Source organism: Hydrogeniiclostridium mannosilyticum (genome assembly GCF_003268275.1).
Taxonomy (GTDB): Bacteria; Bacillota; Clostridia; order Oscillospirales; family Acutalibacteraceae; genus Hydrogeniiclostridium; species Hydrogeniiclostridium mannosilyticum.
Genome location: NZ_QLYR01000002.1, coordinates 264,537 through 283,670, shown reverse-complemented (window position 1 = coordinate 283,670; position 19,134 = coordinate 264,537). Strand labels below are relative to the sequence as shown.

At 56.8% G+C, this 19,134-nt stretch carries 15 protein-coding genes; 5 read left to right on the top strand and 10 right to left on the bottom strand.

Going from position 1 to position 19,134, the window contains the following annotated elements; genetic code table 11:
• Window positions 1–5: 5 nt before the first annotated feature.
• Together trpS and DPQ25_RS06180 are read right to left on the bottom strand one after the other, a co-directional pair.
• A complete protein-coding gene (trpS, locus tag DPQ25_RS06190) occupies window positions 6–1,022 on the bottom strand; it encodes a tryptophan--tRNA ligase (RefSeq protein WP_407928155.1) in 1,017 nt (338 codons plus the stop codon).
• Between the two features lie 509 nt (window positions 1,023–1,531).
• Complete coding sequence (locus DPQ25_RS06180; protein WP_112332289.1) at window positions 1,532–2,725, bottom strand: aminotransferase-like domain-containing protein; 1,194 nt, start codon at window positions 2,723–2,725, stop codon at window positions 1,532–1,534.
• A gap of 401 nt (window positions 2,726–3,126) precedes the next feature.
• Between DPQ25_RS06180 and DPQ25_RS06175 the strand changes: the two genes are divergently transcribed.
• The 4 genes from DPQ25_RS06175 (at window position 3,127) to DPQ25_RS06160 (ending at window position 8,110) form a co-directional block, all read left to right on the top strand.
• Window positions 3,127–5,499: a SpoIIE family protein phosphatase gene (locus tag DPQ25_RS06175; RefSeq protein ID WP_112332288.1), complete on the top strand. Its 2,373-nt coding sequence runs from the start codon at window positions 3,127–3,129 to the stop codon at window positions 5,497–5,499.
• A gap of 285 nt (window positions 5,500–5,784) precedes the next feature.
• Complete coding sequence (locus DPQ25_RS06170; RefSeq protein ID WP_112332287.1) at window positions 5,785–6,585, top strand: MerR family transcriptional regulator; 801 nt, start codon at window positions 5,785–5,787, stop codon at window positions 6,583–6,585.
• Window positions 6,582–7,397, top strand: a complete 816-nt coding sequence (locus tag DPQ25_RS06165) for an ABC transporter ATP-binding protein (RefSeq protein ID WP_112332286.1) — start codon at window positions 6,582–6,584, stop codon at window positions 7,395–7,397. Before DPQ25_RS06170 ends, DPQ25_RS06165 begins: the two co-directional genes overlap by 4 nt.
• The gene (locus DPQ25_RS06160; RefSeq protein ID WP_112332285.1) at window positions 7,394–8,110 is read left to right on the top strand and encodes an ABC transporter permease; all 717 of its coding nucleotides are present in this window, start codon (window positions 7,394–7,396) and stop codon (window positions 8,108–8,110) included. Before DPQ25_RS06165 ends, DPQ25_RS06160 begins: the two co-directional genes overlap by 4 nt.
• A gap of 179 nt (window positions 8,111–8,289) precedes the next feature.
• On the opposite strand, the gene DPQ25_RS06155 is transcribed toward DPQ25_RS06160, so the two are convergent.
• The 5 genes from DPQ25_RS06155 to DPQ25_RS06135 form a co-directional block, all read right to left on the bottom strand.
• Window positions 8,290–9,138 carry a metal ABC transporter permease gene (locus DPQ25_RS06155; protein ID WP_112332284.1) on the bottom strand — a complete coding sequence of 283 codons (849 nt, stop codon included), beginning with the start codon at window positions 9,136–9,138 and terminating at the stop codon, window positions 8,290–8,292.
• Window positions 9,135–9,896, bottom strand: a complete 762-nt coding sequence (locus DPQ25_RS06150; RefSeq protein ID WP_112332283.1) for a metal ABC transporter ATP-binding protein — start codon at window positions 9,894–9,896, stop codon at window positions 9,135–9,137. The genes DPQ25_RS06155 and DPQ25_RS06150 overlap by 4 nt, the downstream gene beginning before the upstream one ends.
• Window positions 9,896–10,792, bottom strand: coding sequence for a metal ABC transporter substrate-binding protein (locus DPQ25_RS06145; RefSeq protein ID WP_112332282.1), 897 nt, complete (start codon window positions 10,790–10,792; stop codon window positions 9,896–9,898). The genes DPQ25_RS06150 and DPQ25_RS06145 overlap by 1 nt, the downstream gene beginning before the upstream one ends.
• A gap of 420 nt (window positions 10,793–11,212) precedes the next feature.
• Entirely contained in the window at window positions 11,213–12,649 is a 1,437-nt protein-coding gene (locus tag DPQ25_RS06140; protein WP_242978243.1) for a collagen-like domain-containing protein, read from the bottom strand.
• 631 nt (window positions 12,650–13,280) lie between these two features.
• The gene (locus DPQ25_RS06135; protein WP_112332280.1) at window positions 13,281–14,690 is read right to left on the bottom strand and encodes an MATE family efflux transporter; all 1,410 of its coding nucleotides are present in this window, start codon (window positions 14,688–14,690) and stop codon (window positions 13,281–13,283) included.
• Window positions 14,691–14,759: 69 nt separating this feature from the next.
• Between DPQ25_RS06135 and DPQ25_RS06130 the strand changes: the two genes are divergently transcribed.
• On the top strand, window positions 14,760–15,107 hold the full coding sequence (locus tag DPQ25_RS06130; RefSeq protein ID WP_112332279.1) for a hypothetical protein: 348 nt from the start codon (window positions 14,760–14,762) through the stop codon (window positions 15,105–15,107).
• A gap of 14 nt (window positions 15,108–15,121) precedes the next feature.
• Here the strand turns inward: DPQ25_RS06130 and DPQ25_RS06125 are convergent, their stop codons facing one another.
• Genes DPQ25_RS06125 through DPQ25_RS06115 form a run of 3 tightly spaced genes read right to left on the bottom strand, consistent with a single transcriptional unit; the run spans window position 15,122 to window position 19,047 of the window.
• Complete coding sequence (locus tag DPQ25_RS06125; RefSeq protein WP_112332278.1) at window positions 15,122–16,774, bottom strand: S1C family serine protease; 1,653 nt, start codon at window positions 16,772–16,774, stop codon at window positions 15,122–15,124.
• Between the two features lie 6 nt (window positions 16,775–16,780).
• Window positions 16,781–18,304, bottom strand: coding sequence for a HAMP domain-containing sensor histidine kinase (locus DPQ25_RS06120; RefSeq protein WP_112332277.1), 1,524 nt, complete (start codon window positions 18,302–18,304; stop codon window positions 16,781–16,783).
• A gap of 53 nt (window positions 18,305–18,357) precedes the next feature.
• Window positions 18,358–19,047 carry a response regulator transcription factor gene (locus tag DPQ25_RS06115; RefSeq protein ID WP_112332276.1) on the bottom strand — a complete coding sequence of 230 codons (690 nt, stop codon included), beginning with the start codon at window positions 19,045–19,047 and terminating at the stop codon, window positions 18,358–18,360.
• Window positions 19,048–19,134: the final 87 nt, after the last annotated feature.

Here is a 19,134-nt window from a genome sequence, read left to right as displayed (position 1 = left end):
GACCCTTATTTGACCTGTAAAAAGCCAACCTTTTTCATTACCTTATTCAATGTGCGCTGGGCGATCGCCGTGGCCTTCTGTGCATTTTCACGGTAGCAGGCCTCCAGATAATCCTTGCTGTCAATCAACCGGCGGAATTTTTCCTGAATCGGCGCCAACTCCTCTACAACGGTCTGGCCCACAGCCTCCTTGAAGTCGCCATAGCCCTTCCCCTCAAATTCGCGCTCAATTTCTTCATAGCTTTTACCCGTCAGAACGGCGTAAATCCCCATCAGGTTATTGATGCCATCCTTGCCCTCCGCATAGTGGACGCGGGCCTCGCTGTCCGTAACGGCGCGCTTGAACTTACGCATGATGTCGTCCGGCGTGTCCAGCACGTAGACACAGCCGTTGGCATTGTCATCCGATTTGCTCATTTTCTTGGCGGGGTCCTGCAGGGACATAATTTTCGCGCCGGTTTTTGGGAACATCCCCTCCGGGACCGTGAAGGTCGGACTGTAAAGGGCGTTGAAGCGCTCCGCGATATTGCGCGCAAGCTCGATATGCTGCTTCTGGTCAATGCCCACCGGCACCAGATCCGCCTGGTAAAGCAGGATATCAGCTGCCATCAGGCTGGGGTAGGTGAATAAGCCCGCATTGATGTTGTCCGCATGTTTGGCGGACTTATCCTTAAACTGCGTCATGCGCGAGAGCTCGCCGAACTGCGTGTAGCAATTCAGTACCCAGGCCAGCTGCGCATGCGCCGGCACCTGGCTCTGAATAAAGAACAGACTTTTTTCCACATCGATGCCAAAGGCCAGCAGCAGGGCATAGGCCTCCAGCGTATTTTTGCGGAATTTAGCCGGTTCCTGGCGAACGGTTATGGTGTGCAGATCCGCAAGCGCGTAAATGCAGCGGTATTCATCCTGCATGGCGGCGCAGCCCCTCCAGGCGCCCAGAAAATTGCCGAGCGTAATGCTTCCGCTGGGCTGAATCGCGCTAAAGACCGTCTTTTTTTCGGCAGCTGTGTTTTCCATCCTCATAACTTCCTTTCCATTTAAATCGCCAAAAGGTACTGGCAACCTTTTATAAACACGGCGCGCCGGGGCCGCCTGTTTTTCAAGGAACGCCATAGAAAAAGCTTCCTGTCCCCTTAAACTGGGACAGGAAGCTTGACCTTCATTACAATCAATCCTGCGGTACCACCCGGCTTGGCGATGACGCCCGCTCGCTCTGCAGGGAACCCCTGCACTTCCAGGATAACGGGTGAAGCTCCCGTCGGAAAATACTGCGGCCGGAGCCTGAGCCCCGGGCCGGTTGTTTCCCGCCCTCGCGGACCCATTCGGCCTGCCGCCCCCGCCGCGCTTTCACCGTCCGCGGCTCGCTAAAGGGATAAAGCAAACTTACTTCTTCCGTTCATCGGTTTCAACCTATCTATGTTTTGCGCAGAGCAGCACTTTTGAACTGCCAAAACAGCTTTATTGGTATTTATTATAGGCCCCTTGCCGCTCCTTGTCAAGAAGCACGGCAAGGCCCCGCCGCCGGACCTGCTTTATTTCTCTACGATCTCACGAATCAGGCCGCCCAGAATTTGGATGCCCTTTGCAAGCTGCTCGTCCGTGGGTGTGGAATAGTTGATGCGGAAGCTCTGGCAGGGCTCGGCCTCATCGGTGAGAAAAGCATTCCCCGGCACAACGCAGACCTTACGCAGCACCGCCTGCTTGCAAAACGCCGGCATGTCCACGCCGGCCGGCAGCGTGCACCAGAGGAACAGGCCGCCGTCAATTGGATGGTAGGTAATATAGGGCGCTAGGTGCTTGTCGAGCAGGTCCATGGTATAAGCCGATTTTTCCCGGTAAATATCGCGCAGGCGGGCCAGATGCGCGTCAAAATCATAACGGCGCAGAAAACCGTCGCACACCATCTGGCTCCAGATATTGGTGTGCACATCCTCGCCCTGCTTGCAGACGACCATCTTTTGCATAACCGCCTTGGGCGCCACGGCGTACCCCACGCGCAGGCCGGGGGCAATAACCTTGCTGAAGCTGCCGCTGTAGAGCACGAGCCCATCCTCATCCAGGCTCTTAATTGCCGGTATATGCTCACCGCTGAAGCGCAGGTCCCCGTAGGGGTTATCCTCCAGGATCATGACGCCGTATTTTTTCGCCAGCGCATAAACCGCCTTGCGTTTTTCCCAGCTCATGGTAATGCCGGTGGGGTTTTGGAAATTGGGGATGGTATAAATGAACTTTACCGCCGGCTCTTCCCGCAGCGCGGTCTCCAGCGCCTCAAGATCCATGCCGTCCTCCTCCATGCGGACTCCGCGCAAGCGGACCTTAAAGGAGCGGAAGGTGTTAAGCGAGCCAATGAAGCTTGGCGCTTCGCAGAGCACCACATCCCCCTCATTGCACAGCGATTTTGTCGTCAGGTCCATCACCTGCTGCGCACCGGTTGTAATTAAAACATCGTCAAAATCGCGGCCGATATGGTGGGTCTTTTTCATATAATCCCGCAAGAAGTCCCGCAGCGGCACATAGCCCTCCGTAACGCTGTACTGCAGCGCATCGATGGGGCGGTTCGTCAGAATATCATTTGACACCTCGGCAAGCTCCCGGACCGGGAACGCCTCTGGCGAGGGGTTTCCCGCTGAAAGGGAGATAACCTCGGGGTCTGCCGCATATTTAAAAATTTCGCGAATCGCCGACGGCTTTAAATTTTGCACGCGCTCTGAAAATTGGTACTCCATATTTTTAAAATCCTCCTTTATATCGTCACGGTTCGATAGATTGCAAGACGCTCCAAATAATATTTTTATTTTAACATAAAGTGCGCCGGGAATCAATGCGGGCTGCTGGGCTTTTTTGCCGCCGCCTCCATGCCGGGCAGCGGCGGCCCCCTGCGGGAAAAGGGGGGAAAAGGCGCTTTACGAAGCTTATCAGCCGGTTTTTCACTTTTCCGCCACGGGGAGCTCCTTTTCCCGCGGGCCTTACAAATAAGCGCATAAAGGTACACGAGGTTTTGACAATGGCCCCCGTTTGCATGAAGGTATAATAATATGCACCAAGGGCGGGTAATATGACACCAAATCCATTCTTTAAGCACACAATTATAATCTGTTGGAAAGCCCGTCTAAAATGAGGTGTTGCAATGAATCTGGCAAATGAGAAACACGCTGTGTCCGCGGGCGGCCCCTCCAGGGTGCTGGGGACCCTCTCCAGGCTGGCGCACACTGCCGCGGGCAGCATCGCCCCGCATATTATCTGCGGCCTGCTGGGCCTGCTGTGTGCCCGGGGAATTGTTTTTGCCCGTTATGCGCCGTTCGGGGTCGCCGCAGTCGCCGCCGCCCCCTATTCCTCTATGTGGGCCGCCGTTCTCGGCGGGATTACCGGCTACCTGATGCCGGGAAACGCCGCCGTACCCATCCACTATATCGCCGCGGTGCTGGCCTGCGCGGCAATCCGCTGGACGCTCAGCGACCTGCTGAAGCTGCGCGCCCACCCGGCGTTTGCCCCGCTGGCCGCAGGGCTTCCAGCGCTGACAACCGCGCTTGCCGTCGCCTTTGTAAACGGTTCCCCCGGCGGGACCACGGCGCTTTTTGTTGCCGAGGCGTTTTTATCCGCCGGCGCCGCTTACTTTTTCTCACGCACGGTGAGCACGCTCCGTGGGAGGCGGCGCTCCTCCCCGCTGAATATTCAAGAGTCCTCCTGCCTGCTCATCAGCCTGGGCATCCTCTTAATCGCTCTCTCAGAGCTCTCTGTCGCGGGGATTTCCCTGGGGCACATCGCCGCCGTGCTGGCAGTCCTTTACGCATCTCGCTACGGCGGGCCGGCGGGCGGGGCCGTTGCGGGCATCGCCTCCGGCGCGGCCTTCGGCATGGCTACCACGGGGCTGAGCTACATTTCCGGCGCCTATGCGCTGGGCGGCCTGGTCGCAGGCATTTTCTCCCCGGTGGGCCGCCTGGCGGCCGCCGCGGCTTTTGTGCTGGCAAACGCAATTGCCTCTCTCCAAGTCGGCGGCGGGGCGGCGGTAACCACCGGGCTTTATGAGGTCGCCATCGCCACCGTGCTCTATTTGGCGCTTCCCTCAAAATTTGGCGCCGGGCTAGCGGCACTTTTCTCTGAGAGCAAGGCCTCCGACCGAAGTGAAGAGCTCCGCGGCGCAATTGTCCGCCGGCTGGACTACGCCGCCAAGGCGCTTGACGGCGTCTCTGATGCGGTGGAGGAGGTCTCCAAAAAGCTTGAGCTTGCCTGCATGCAGGACGTGGGCGTCGTCTATGAGAAAACCATTCGTGAGGTCTGCTCCGGATGCGGCCTGAAGCTTTACTGCTGGGACAAAAATTACCATGAAAATATGGAACGCCTGCTGTCTCTCAGCCCCGCCCTGAAAGAAAAGGGGTACGTACTGCACGGCGATTTTCCAGAAGCGTTCTCCACCCATTGTAGCCGGATGAACCAGGTCAGCGAGAGCATCAGCCGCCATTATCTTGAATTTTCCGCGCGGGAGGCCGCGGAACGGCGCGTGAGCCAGATCCGCGCGCTGGCTGCCGAACAGTTCGGCATGGCGAGCCGCATATTGGAGGACCTGTCGGGCGATTTAGAATTATTTGAACGTATTGATACGATTTCCGCGCAAAAAATCACGGAGATTCTGCGCACCCTGCAAATCAACCCGCTTCATGTCAACTGCTGCATCGACTCCTTTGGACGGCTGCGGGTGGAAGCCGAGCTCACCCCGCAGGAAAAAGGCCTGCTCGACCGGCCCTTTGTCGCCAAGGAAGCCTCCCGCGCCTGCGGAAGGACCTTTGACCTGCCGGTTCTGACTGCGGCACGCGGCAATTACCGCCTTGCCATGGCGGAACGCCCCGCATTCCGCATCCGCACCGGCTATGCCCAGCATATCTGCGGCAACGGCAAGCTCTGCGGCGACAGCTGCGAGTGCTTTTCGGACGGCTCCGGGCGCCAGATCGCCCTCATCAGCGACGGCATGGGCAACGGCGGTCGGGCCGCCGTGGATGCCGCGATGGCAGGCGGGTTGACCGCCAGGCTGCTGCAAACCGGCATCGGCGCGGACGCCTGCTTAAAAATTGTCAATTCCGCGCTGCTGGTAAAGGCGGGAGACGAATCCTTGGCCACTCTCGACCTCGCGCTCATCGACCTCTTCCAAGGCACAATCGAATTTTACAAGGCCGGGTCGCCGCTTTCCGTGCTGCGCACCAACGGGCACACCTCCGTCATTGACACACCCTCGCTGCCTATTGGCATTCTCAACGAGACGCACTTCTCAAAAAGCTCCGCCACAGTGGATGGCGAGGGCCTGCTGGTACTGATGAGCGACGGCGCCCTGGCGGCGGGGGAGGACTGGGTAATCGATGCCGTCGACCAATTCCAGGGCCAGCTGCCGCAGGAGCTGGCGGAGGAACTGGTGGGCGGCGCAATCTCTCGCCGGGATGACGGCCACGACGACGATATTACCGTGCTGGTCGCCGCGATTGAGCCGCTCCGAGAGCGGTCCTCTCCTTGATTACAAGCTCTTTCAAGATAGATCCAAAGCTTTCTTGGCATGCTGCAAAAGGCCCTTTTTGCAGCATATTCGCAGAACCGCCCGCGGGCCGGCCCATCCCCTTGTTTTGGGACGCCGTCCCCAGGCTGCTAAAATCCCGCTGGAAAATTCTCCGGCGGGATTTTTGTCTTATTCGGTAATTTCAGGCTTTTGCTCCTGCCCCCTCTCCAAAAATAAAAGCTGAAAACAGGGCTTGCATGTGACGTAAGGTCATGCGCTATACTAGAATCAAGGAGGCGAGAGCAAATGGAGAAAAGCAAGGCAATCCCACAGGGCTATATGACGGTGGGCGAAGTTGCGAAAAAGATGGGGGTTACCGTGCGCACCCTACAGTATTATGACCGCGAAGGGCTGTTCTCCCCGTCGGCGGAAAGCGAGGGCGGACGCCGGCTTTACACCGATAAGGATGTGGTCAAGCTGCATCAGATTTTATCATTAAAGCACCTGGGGTTTTCATTGAGCGACATCAAAAACCGCTTGATCCCCCTGGACACGCCCAACGAGGTAGCGGAGGTACTTGCAGAGCAGGCCGCCGCCCTCCGCGATAAAATAGAAGCCCTGACGGAATCCCTGCGGGAAATTCAGGCCCTGCGCTCGGAGGTACTGCAAATGCAGGCCGTGGATTTTAAAAAGTATGCCGATATCATCGTCAATGTACAGATGAAAAATAATTTCTATTGGCTGATCAAGCATTTTGACGAGCAGACCCTGGACCACATCCGCAGCCGGTTCGACAGAGACAGCGGCCTGGCCTTTATGGATGCCTTTACCCGGCTGCAGGACGAAGCGCTGCGCCTGCTGAAGGCCGGCGAACCGCCTGAGGGCCAGCAGGGCCAAGCGCTTGCAAAGGCATTCTGGGCAATGGTAACGGAGTTCACCGGCGGCGACACAAGCCTGCTGCCAAAGCTGATGGAAATTGGACAATTCAAGGGCACGGACAATGCGTGGCAGCAAAAGCAGGCCCTGGTAAACCGTTATATTGAGCCTGCCTTGGGCGCCTATTTCAGCCGTCTGGGGATCAATCCCTTTGAGGAGGGCTGCAAATGAACGAGGCCATTCGGGTTGAGGCCCTGCGTAAAAGCTACGGTGAACGAACCGTACTAAACGGGCTGACCTTTTCGGTACAAAAGGGCGAAATTTTTGCCCTCCTCGGCGTAAACGGCGCAGGTAAAACAACGGCGCTTGAGTGCATAGAGGGCCTGCGCAGATATGACAGCGGCACCATCGGCATAAACGGGCGGGTGGGCATTCAGCTGCAGTCAGCTTCTCTTCCGGCCCATATCAGGCCCATGGAGGCCGTGCGGCTGTTTGCAAAATGGAACCGGGTAAGGCCCGACACTGCTATACTTGCCACTCTCGGTATTGATAAGCTGGCTAAAAAACAATATGCCGGGCTGTCGACGGGCCAAAAGAGGCGGCTGCATCTTGCCCTTGCCCTCGTGAGCAACCCGGACATCGTCTTTCTGGACGAACCGACCGCCGGACTCGATGTAGAGGGGCGGCAGGCGCTTCACTGCCTGATTCGCAATCTAAAGGCAAGGGGGAAAACCATTCTCTTGGCCAGCCATGACATGACCGAGGTTGAAAGCCTCTGTGACCGGATTGCAATCATAGCCGGGGGCCGCATTTCATTTTTAGGGAGCGCCGCAGAGCTGGCCGAGCAGACCGGCAGCCGCTATACCGTTTCTATCACAACCAGCCAGGGGAACCGGCGTTATGAGGCCGCCAACATTGCGGACACCCTGCTCACCCTGCTGGAGGACTATAAACGCAAGGGTATGGCTGTTCTGGATATCCGCATAGACCGCGGAACACTGGAACAGCACTTCATGGAGCTGGTGAGGAGGAAAGAGCCGTGAATGCATTCATATATGCTGTGGCGTTGCAGTGGAAGCTGGATATCCGCAGCAAATCCCTGTTGATTACCTGCTATGCTGTCCCGCTGCTTTTTTTCGCCATCATGGGTGGAATTTTTACAGCCGTCAATCCGCAGGCTAAATACACGCTAATACAGTCCATGACCGTCATGGGCGTTTCCATGGGTGCGCTCATCGGCCTTCCCCCTTCGCTTGCCGAGATCTACGGAAGCGACATCCGAAAGGCATACCGGGCCAACGGGGTCCCCCTTTCCCTCGGCCTCTTCTCCATGCTTTTTTCCGCGTTTATCCACCTGCTGCTGATGTCGGCAATCATCTGTTGTGTCGCTCCCGCCGCCTTTGAAGCCGCGCTGCCGGAAAACCTGCCGGCCTATTTTGCGGCGCTCGCCGTTTTGATTTTCGTTTCACTCAGCATCGGCAGCGCCCTGGGGCTGGCAGTCAAAAATCAGGCAAAGCTTACCATGGTTGCCCAGCTGGTGTTTTTGCCCTCCATCATGCTGTCGGGAATCCTCTTCCCCGCTGAGCTGCTGCCGCCGGCGCTTAAGCTTGCCGGCAGGCTGTTCCCGGCTTTTTGGGGGTACCGGCTGATGGTCCCCGGCGGCTTTCATTGGAACAGCCTTTGGCCTCTGCTGTTAATCCTGGCGGCGGCGGGCTTGGCCTGTGCCTTGCGCGTCAAGCGGCTGAGGGCCGAATAATTTAAGGCCCGGCGCTTTTCTGCTATCTCAGTAATATCCGCGCACGAAACGCATGGAGTATGAAGCCGAATAAGACGCTATAGCCCTCTCGGGGCTGTTAAACAGGTACCGCAGTCCGCTCGCCGCATAAAAAGGAACCGGGGCAAGCAGCGTCCCGGTTCCTTTTTATGAAGCTTTGTTCAACTGTGCCCGCGCCGTACGCGGCCGTAAACGAAAGAGGCAAAAAAGATCGCCGCAGCCACCAGCACAATGGTACCGCCCGCAGCCGTCCCCAAGTAATAAGAGAGGATCAGCCCGCTCACCCCGGAGAACAACGAGATCGCAACGCTCCACACATGATAGGAACGCATGGACCCCGACAGATTGCGGGCGGAAGCCGCCGGCAGCACCAGCAGGGAGTTGATGATGAGAATACCCACCCATTTGATGCAGCTGGTGACAATCAGTGCAATCAGCACCACAAAAACCCGCTGTAGCAATTCCACCCGGATATTTTTACTGGCGGCCAGATCCGGGTTTAAACTTGCCAGCAGAAATTTGTTGAAAAAGAAAATCCAAAGCACAACCGTCAGGCAAAGCAGTACCGCCAGCAGAATAAGCTCCTCCGGCTGAATGGTGAGGATGTCCCCAATCAGATAGCCGGAGTACTTGGCAAACCCGCCGGTGGCGGACAGCAGCACGATGCCTAGTGCCAGGCCCGTGCTGGAGAACACGCCGATAACCGTATCCGCCGAGGAGGCGCTGGAGCCCATCACTGCGCTGATGCAGAGCGCAAACAGGAGCGCAAAGCCCAGCATAGATATAAAATAATTATCAATTCCCATCAGCACGCCAATGGCAATCCCCGTCAAGGCCGAGTGCCCCAGCGCATCCGAGAAAAAGCTCATGCGGTTGTTGACAATCATGGTGCCCACCAGGCCAAACAGCGGGGTAATCAGCAGAATAGCCAGCAAAGCGTTTTTCATAAAATCAAATTCCGTCCACTCAAACGGAAGCAGTGTGTCGATGAGTGAATATAAAAAGCTCATCTTCCCGCCCTCCCCACTATCGGAAGGCCAAAAACCTCCCGTACCTGGTCGGAAGCCATCACCTTATCCACCCGCCCGCTGATAATAACCGTTTTGTCAAGCAGGGCGGCTGAGGTCGCATATTTCTGCACATGGGCCAGGTCATGCGAAACCAGAATGACCGGCATGTGGTACTCGCTCCGCAGCGAGCACACCAGCTCATAAAAAAACGCTGTGCCCCGGCGGTCCAACGCCGACACCGGCTCGTCCAGCAGCAGCAGGTCCGGCATCGGCTGCAGGGCAAAGGCAAGCAGCACCCGCTGCAGTTCCCCGCCCGAGAGCGTGCCGATCCGTTTTTTCAGCAGGCCGGGCCGGGCGCCGGCCTTCGCCAGCACCGCCTCCGCCTGGGCCAGCTCCTCCTTGCGGTGCCCAAACCATACCGGCCTACGGGATAGATTCGCCTCCATCAGATCCGCCACCGTCATCGGCGTTGAATGATCAAAAATCAAGCTCTGCGGCACATAGCCGATGCGCGGGCGTTGGACCCGGTTTCCCCTATGGTCGGTAAACAGGACGCTCCCCTCGTAGGCTATCCGCCCCAGCAGGGCCTTGAGCAGCGTGGTTTTTCCGGCTCCGTTCCGGCCGATCAGCGCCATTATTTCCCCGTGCTCCACGTCGAGGTTGACATCGTGCAGGATGACGCCGTTGTGCTTTCGGACGGTCAGCCCGCGAATTTTTGTACTGCACTTGCAGGAACCTAAGTCATGCTTCTCTTCCACTATTCTTGTTCTCCTCCCAAAGCCTCGCAAAGCACCGCCAGGTTTTTCTCCATCGCCCGCAGGTAAGCATCCGGGCTGTCTTCTCCGGTTACCGCCGGGTCCAAGGTGTAAACGGCCGCGCCGCTTTCGCGCGCGACAATATCCGCCGCACTGTCGGGGTATTGGGGCTCTACAAAAACCGCGGTGACATCCGTGCCGCGAATTTCGCGGATGGTTTCGGCCAATTCCCGCGCACTGGGCTGGCTGTCCGGCTCCCGGTTGACGACCCGGACAATATTTAAATCAAACTCCTGGGCAAAATATGGGAATGCCTCATGGAAGGTGATGATATTTCTCGTCTGGCAGTTTTTCAGACGGCGCTGCATTTCCTGTTCCAGCGCGCTGAGCTTTTCAATATAGCGGTCCGCATTGGCGCGGTATTGCTCCGCGTGAGCCGGGTCCGCCCGCATCAGGCCCATAGCAATGTTATCGGTCTGCCGCGCGGCGTAGGAGACGTTGACCCAAAGGTGGGGGTTTTCCTCTCCGGACTCGTCCACAAGCAGAGGGATTCCCTCCCCCGCATTCACAACCTCCAAGGACGGCAGGCTGTCCGTTACCTTTTCCATAAAGCTCTCCATGCCGGCGCCGTTGATGACAAAAACACTGGCCCGCTCCAGATTTTTCATATCCTTGTTCTGCAGCTGGTAATCATGCAGGCAGCCGGCCTGCTGCCCTGCCATGTTATCCACCTGCACGCCCTCAACGCCCTGTGTGATGTTCAGCGCCATAATATACATGGGGTAAAACGACGTCACGACCCGAAAGCCCTGCCGCTGATCCGCCGAACGGCTGCAGCCCGCGCACCAAAGCAGGCAAAGGGCCAGACAGGCCGCAATACTCTTTTTAAGCTGCTTCAAATTTTTATCCTCCAAAAATGGGAATGCGATTCATTTGCATTTATCATATTTTATTTTTCGGAAAAAGTCAAGCGCAAGCTTCGCCGGTAAACCATCCTTTTTCAGAATCTACCCGTGGATGAAAACCGGCAGACTGCTGTCTCTATTATAATTGCCCTCGGTTTCAGAATCTGTCGAAGGCTTAGCCACAGGTAAAAAAGCAACGGCGTCCGTCTGCAAACGGGCGCCGCCATGCTTTGTGTTATATTTTTCAAATAAGAAAAAATATTACGTTTAACGCCAGATAATTGCTATATCAGATATAGGCTTGCGGATACCCCGCGATCCGGATCCAGTTCTCCCCTATTGATCCCGATGACCAAAAGCGCAGGAGTAAACCGCACCGTGGCAAACCAGAATACCGCCTGCTGCAAAAATCAATTAAACATCGCCCAGCCGTGTCACCGTCAGTCCAAGGTTGCTGAGTGAATAGCCCGCGTTATCCACTACCACCTGCAGGCTTGTCGGATTATCAGCGCGCAGGGGAACATCGAACGCGAGTGTAGACGTCTCGCCGGTTGCCGTAAAGGTATGGCTCGAAACCACGCCCTGCAGCGCCGTGCCACCCTGGTACAGCCGAACCGACATGGAGCCGGGGATAGCCGTGCCCGTCTCCACCGCTGCTACGCCGTGGAACGTGACCTGATAAATGCCGGGCTGATTGATCTCGATGTCGGTAGCCCCGGCCTGGTGGTTGATGGCGGATCCGCTGACAAGCAAATTATTGTCAAACACCAGCGCTCCACCGCTGCTGCTGCTCTGTGCCGTTTCGTTCACCGTTGCCAGAACATCCGGTGTTCCGCCGCTGCCCGGCTCCCCTCTGGGAATAACGAAGTCGAAAACCGCTTCCTCGTCCGTTCCCACATTTGTAACCTCGGCATCCGTTCCGGGGTTCCCTGTTGTTACGGTACCTATCCGAATGGTAGCCGCCGCGCCCGTTGGACCGGTTTCCCCTGTAGGGCCGGTTTCCCCCGTAGCGCCGGTAGCGCCAGTGGCACCCTCTGCACCCGTAGCGCCTGCCGGCCCGGTCTCTCCGGTGGCGCCGGTAGCGCCCGTTGCACCCGTTGCACCGCTGATTCCCTGGGGTCCAATAGGCCCTATATCTCCAGTTGCGCCCGTTGCGCCAGCGGAACCTGTCGCGCCTGTAGCGCCCGTTGGACCGGCAATGCCGGCAGGACCTGCGGCACCGGTGGCACCGGTCGCACCAGTGGGGCCGGTCGGGCCAGTAATGCCCTGAGGTCCCTGGGAACCTGTCGCCCCGGTTGCGCCTGTTGCACCGGCCGGCCCAGTAATGCCCTGGGGCCCCTGCGGGCCTGCGGGCCCGGTGGCACCGGTGGCACCGGTAGCACCGGTAGCGCCGGTAGCCCCAGTAATGCCCTGAAGTCCCTGCGGGCCGGTAGCTCCCGTGGCGCCTGTAGGGCCGGTCGGGCCGCCACTTGGCCCGGCGGGTCCCGTAGCGCCGGTGGCGCCTGCCAAACCAGTTGCGCCCGTTGCACCCTGCGGGCCCTGAGGGCCGGTAGCTCCCGTCGCACCGGCAGCTCCGGCCGGACCGGCAACACCCTGAGGCCCCTGCGGGCCGGTAGCGCCTGTACTGCCGGTAGCACCTGCGGCGCCCGTCACGCCGGTGGGGCCCGTGGGACCGGTCGGTCCAGGGTAACCGGGATAGCCCTGCGGGCCGGTGGGACCCGTGGGGCCTGTAGGGCCGGTCGGGCCCGTTATGACAACCGGTGGGCAAGGCGGCGGAACCGGCGGGCAGGGCGGCGGACATACCGGTGAACACGCAGAACAACGATATTTATCCTTTGGATCAATGTACATGTGCATTCCCCTTTCTTGGCAAGGAATAAATCATGGATATTTTCTATCATTCTATGCAAGCCCATAAAAAACGGTTCATTTTTGCTGTCTGCCGGAATAGATTTTCTTCGGGGCCTCAGCCTTTCCCAGCCTGTAAAATCCTAGCCCCGCGTTCCGCGCCGGTTCAAACATTTCCCCCTACCGCGTGCACAGTGCGGTTTATACCCCGGTATTTTTGCCTGCTCTTCATTCGCATGCGGGTCTAAGCTGCTCTTGACAACCGCCTGATTCCCAAGCGATGCCCGCGACGAGGCTTTGGGAAAATATCCTCCGAGCGGGGCTCCCAGCAGCAGCCAAACCCACGAGTGAACCGGCGGGCTGTTCAGGCTCGGGGAGGCCCTGCGCTTACCGATCCCTGGAAAGGGCGCTAAAAATAACCTTACCGCCTATACTGCGGCCGGTAAACCAGCTTGCTTCGGTTTGCCCTTTGGAACGCTGTATGCTATTTTGACAACGCCATTTACGGAGCAATAAAAAACCGCTGAAAGGCAGCTGCCTTTCAGCGGTTCACCCGCCACACCGCGGGAACTATAATAACATAAACGGACGGCTGCCGCCGCATAAAACGGCACAGCCTCTAAGGGCCGCGCTTTTAAGCCGCCCCGTCCGCCGGCTCCCGCTTGTGCAAAAAGCGGGCGGAAATCTGCTTCATAAAAACCAGCGCAACGGCAAGCGCGGCAGCCTCGGCAACCGGGAACGCCCACCAGACCATATCCTGCGCATTGGGCAGCAGGGTAAAAAGCCAGGCAAGCGGAAGTGCCACAACAATTAAGCGCAGCAGGGAGACCACCAGCGACCGCACCCCGCACCCCAGCGCCTGAAAAATCCCCTGAAACGCGACATTGGCGCCAACAAACAGATAGCTCAGCGTAATGATACGGAGGGCCTTCATGCACAGCTCCTGGGTTTCGGCTAAAAGCGGGAAAATTCCAATCAGCTGAGGGGCAAACAGCTGAAGCCCCACTGCGCCAACTGCCATGATGACCAGTGTATAAAGCATACCATAACGGATTCCGGCGCGGAGGCGGGCCTGGTCCTGCTTTCCATAATTAAAAGCAATAACGGGAATCATGGCGTTGTTCATGCCGAAGGCAGCAAAAAAGACAAACTGCTGGATTTTGTAGTAAACCCCATAAGCGGTAACGGCTTCAATTGAGATAAGGCCCAAAATGATATTGACCCCATAGGTCATAAAGGACGTCAGGGCCTGCATGACAATGGCGGGGAAACCAATGGCATAAATCCGGCGGATAACCTGCAGCCTGGGCCGCAGATAACGCAGATGGGTGTCGATATCCTTCCGATTATAGATGCTGTGGAAAATAAAATCCAAAAAGAACGAAACAAACTGACCGATTACGGTTGCATAGGCAGCGCCGTCTACGCCCATGGCCGGGCAGCCGAAGTAGCCGAAGATCATAATTGGATCCAAGATGATATTAACCAGCGCTCCTGCAACCTGGGCGATGGTTGACGGAAGGGTCCGGCCCGTCGCCTGCAAAAGCTTTTCGTAGATCATGTAAAGAATGACGCCGATGGACAAAACACTGCAAATTTTTAAATAGGAAGAGCCCATCCCGATCACCACTGGGTCGTTGGTTTGCGTGGCCAGGTAGGCATCGACCCCAAAAAGGCCGAAGAGCAGAAATACAATATAAGTACAGATTCCCAGAAAAACCGCATTCCCGGCTATCTGGCTGCCCTTCTCACGCTCCCCCTGGCCGATGCTCCTTGAGAGCAAAGCGTTGATGCCCACTCCGGTGCCTACGCCGACCGCAACCATCAGCATCTGAACAGGGAAAGCCAAGGTCAGCGCATTGACGGCATAATCGCCCATATTGGGGATTTCCGCCGTACCGGGCATGCTGCTGACAAAAAAGCTGTCGACAATATTGTAAAGCGCCTGCAGCGCCATAGAGAGGATCATGGGGACACCCATTGTAAGCATCAGCCTGCGGACCGGTACCGTCCCCATTTTGTTCGTTGTTGTTTCCTGTGCCATTAAAAGTCTCCTTCTTCGATTTTTGGGGGTATTTTTCGCCCCGCGGGAAAGCTGCCGCAGCCCCTGGCCTTGAATGAGCGAGCCGGAACCCTTGCCAGCCAAAACGCCGAAGAACAGAAAGGAGGCGTAAACCCGGAACCCGGATTTACGCCGCCACAGCCACTCGATTCTTTTTTTATTTTAGCGTACAAAAAACGCTTTGTCAAGAAATCCGGCCTAAAACTTTTCCGCCATGCCGGTGCGCCTCAGCTCCCTACACCTATTCCGCCGCAGTTCTGGGAAGATGGGCGGCACCGGACGCAGGCCGTCCCTCTGTGTCAGCAAGTAACCGTTTTATCATTAAATTTAGAATTAAAACTTCGCAAACAAGGTAAAAACACAAAATTTATTTTAAAAGTCTTCGGCCTTTACCTATAAACAGATTCTTACTGTCAAGGAAGCTGCTGTGTCTCGCCCTTATCCTCCAGCAGGGTGATGCGCTCCTCCCGGAGGCTGCCGTCGTGATAGATCTCTACCGTCACCACATCGCCGCCCCGATGCCTTGCCAAAATTGCATAGAGATCATCTAGGCTGGAAATGTCTTCCCCGTCCATTTTGGTGATGATATCTCCCTCCTCAGCAACGCCGCTGAAGCTGCTCTCATCATTGATAGTTACAATCAATACGCCGGAGACCTCCGAACCCCAGGAGCCGTTCGCCCCTAAATTCTGAGCGGTAATCCCCAGGCGCGCACGGTTTTCCACATAGCCCTGGTGAATCAGATCATTGAGAATCTCCTGAACCGTAACAACGGGAATGGAGAAGCCCATCCCCTCATACTGGGTAGAGACAATTTTACTGGTATTAATGCCAATAACCTGCCCGTACATATTCACCAGCGGGCCGCCGGAGTTGCCGGGGTTAATGGCGGCATCCGTCTGAATATAGCCGATATCCTCCGAGCCAAGGCGGCGGTTCAGGGCCGAAATGTAGCCGCCGGTCAAAGAGCCCGCGTAGCTCATGCCGCCGGGATTACCAATCGCCAGAACCTCCTGGCCCACCTTCATCTCATTGGCGTTGCCAAATGTAGCCGGGGCCAGTCCCTGGGCGTCTATTTTCAAAATGGCGACATCGGTCGCCTTATCAAAGCCCACCACGTTGGCGTCATAGGTAGATCCATCATGCAGTACCACCTGCACCGCATAATTTCTGGAATTATAAATCACATGGGAATTGGTGATAATGTATCCGTCGCTGGTAGCGATGATTCCAGTCCCCTGCCCTGTACCACTCTGCTGGTTATTGGCGGAAGTGACCGTCGTGTTGACGCCGACGACGCTTTCGACCAGCTGCTCATAAATTTCGTCCGCGGCCTTCTGCCCGGATCCCGGCAGCGGCTCAATTTCAATCCCCACATGACCGGGGTCCGTCTCCGGGGCCTGCGGCTCCTGCTGAGAGTCCCCCGGCTCGGAGGCCTGGGGATCCGAGCCCGAGGAAGAGCCCGGCTGCTGGCTGCTGCTGGAGGCCGGCGGCACTTCATGAAAATGATCCCACTCCAGTGCCGAATATACGATGAACGCCAGAATCAAGCCTACGGTAAGCGTCCCCAAAATCCAAAAGAAAACCTTCAGGCTGCCGCTCATTCGCCCGCGCGGCGGGGGCGGTACCGCGTTTGCGGGCGCAACAGGGGGCTGTGCAGGCGGTTGCGGAGGCGGCGCGGCAGCACCGCGGGAATCCCAGTAGGGGGCGCCGGCAGCGGCTTCCGGTACATTTCCCGTTTCACTGCCGCTCCCGCTGGACGGGCGCTCCGTTTGCTCCGCCGCATTGGCCTCCAGCCCACCGGCGGGGGACCCGGCAGCGGCCTCCTCTGAGGCTGCTGCGGAAGCCGCCGCATAAAGCTCCGCCATCTCCTCGGGCGGCTCAGATGTTGCCCGCCCGGCTTCCGGGGCCGGACCGCTGCCCTGGGGAATATCCGCCGCGGGATTTTCCGACGTACCGCCTTGCCTGCCCGCCTCCGCCTGCGCGCCCGGCAGCGGCGGCTCGCCTGTCCGCGGCCCAAGCGCTTCAGGGGAATCCGCGGAAAAACCATCATGCTTATCGTTCATACCCACTCATCCTTTATCTGCATTTTTCTCCTTGCCGTCTCTCAGCTTTTGGGGTTCCTTGCCCAGAGCCGGCACCGTGGAGACCTTCGGCAGCCAGAACTCAAACTGGCAATACTCATTTTCAATGCTGCTGACGGTAATTTCGCCGCCATGAAGCTTTATAATGGTTTTTACAATATAGAGGCCCAACCCCATGCCGGTTTTATCCTTGCTTCTCGATTTATCTGTCTTGTAAAAGCGGTCGAAGATCATGCCGATTTCATCGGAGGGAATCCCCGCGCCGCTGTTTTTAATCGCCACGGTTGTACGGTTGTCAAAATCCTGAACGCGAACCTCGATATAACCGCCCTCATTGGTAAATTTAGCAGCGTTTTCAATCAGATTATAAACAACCTGATGAATCATATCGGGGTCCCCGTCCACAAACAGGCTGTCGATATTCTCCAGCCCGCGCACCTCAATCCGCTTTTCCTCAATGGTTTTTTCAAAGGAAATCAGCGTTTCCAAGATGGTGCCCACCAGGTCAAAACGGCTGGGCCGCAAGTGAAGCTCACCGCTGTCAATCCGGGAAAGGTCCAGCATGGTGCGCACCAGACGGGACAGCCGCTTGACCTCGGCAGAGACAATCTGCAAATAATGCCGCTGCTTTTCAGGGGGAATGGTTCCGTCCAAAATACCGTCGATAAAGCCCGCAATGGTGGTCATCGGCGTTTTGAGCTCATGCGAGACATTGGCAATAAAGTTGCGCCGCACATTTTCGCCGCCGGCAAGCGAGCTCGCCATATTGTTAAAGGCCAGGGCCAGCTGGCCGATTTCATCCTGGCCGGTTACTGGCAGGCGCACCGAAAAATTCCCGTCCCCAAAGCTTTTTGCTGCGGCAGCCATCTGCCGCAGGGGGCGCACCAGGTTGTAGGAAAACAACCAGACAATACAGAATGAAATCATAAACGAAGCGACCGCTGCCAAGAGGAACATCTGAATCAAATTTGCCCGGTAGAGAGAGAACTCCTGAAACCCACAGGCGGCAAAAACCGTTCCGATGGTCACGGTGGACTCATCAGCCGCCGTGTAGCGAATGGGAACCCCTACCACATAATGCTGCTTTTTGTACAGCCCACCCATTGTGCTTTCATTGCTGTACATGCCGGTGGCAACCGCAATTTTAATCATTTCCTGCGGGATATTGACCTCCGTCGCCACTGGATCCTCGCTGCCGCTGCCAAGCGCCGTTAGAACCGGCTTGCCCGTCAGGTCAATGATAAAGATGTCTGAATTAATATTTTCCGCGAAAAAATTCATAAACACCTTCATGTCGGACCCGGGCAGGGTATAGTGGCCGTCCGCCTCCTCCTGGGCGCCGGTAGCCGCCAGCTTCGCCACGCTGGAGGCGTTTTTTTCCAGCAGGGACTGCTTTTCATCCTGCCAATTGGTGGTAATAAAGGTCAGCATCACCAGCCCAAGCAAAAAAAAGCTGATCAGGATGGTGAATGAGGTAATCCGCAAATATTTTTTAAACAGTGATTTTCGCATCTTGCGCACTCACAATCTGTAGTTATAGCGGAAAGAGGAGCCTGGCGGTCCCTTTATTCCTTCACTTCAAATTTATAGCCCACGCCCCAAACGGTTTTCAGCGCCCATTTATCCGAGACCCCTTCCAATTTTTCACGCAGGCGCTTGACGTGGACGTCAACCGTGCGGCTGTCGCCGTAATAATCAAAGCCCCACACCTCGTCAAGAAGCTGGTCGCGCGTAAACACCCGGTTCGGGTTGCTCGCCAGGTGGTAGATAAGCTCCATCTCCTTGGGCGGGGTGTCGATCTGCACTCCGTTTACCTTGAGCTCATAGTTCGTCAGGTTAATAGACAGCTTGTCGTATTTTACCTCTTTGACCGCCTCCGCCCCATTTTTACCCAAACGGCGCAGCACCGCCTTAATTCTAGCCATGACCTCCTTGGCCTCAAACGGCTTGACCACATAGTCGTCGGCGCCCAGCTCCAGGCCCAGCACCTTGTCAAAGACCTCCCCCTTAGCGGTGAGCATAATGATGGGGCACTGTGATTTTTTCCGAATTTCGCGGCACACCTGCCAGCCGTCAAGCTCAGGGAGCATGATGTCAAGCAAAATCAAGTCCGGATCGGTCTCCTCAAAGACGCGGAGCGCCTGGCGGCCGTCGTTGGCAATTGCGACCTCATAACCCTCTTTTTCAATATATAAGCGAAGCAGTTCGCAGATGTTCTGGTCGTCATCTACTACCATGATTTTTCCTGTAGCCACTCTTTTCTTCCGCCTTTCTTTATCCGCCGGGTCACCGGCGGGAAATATCATAATTTTATTTTACCACATAACTTACCACATAAAGAC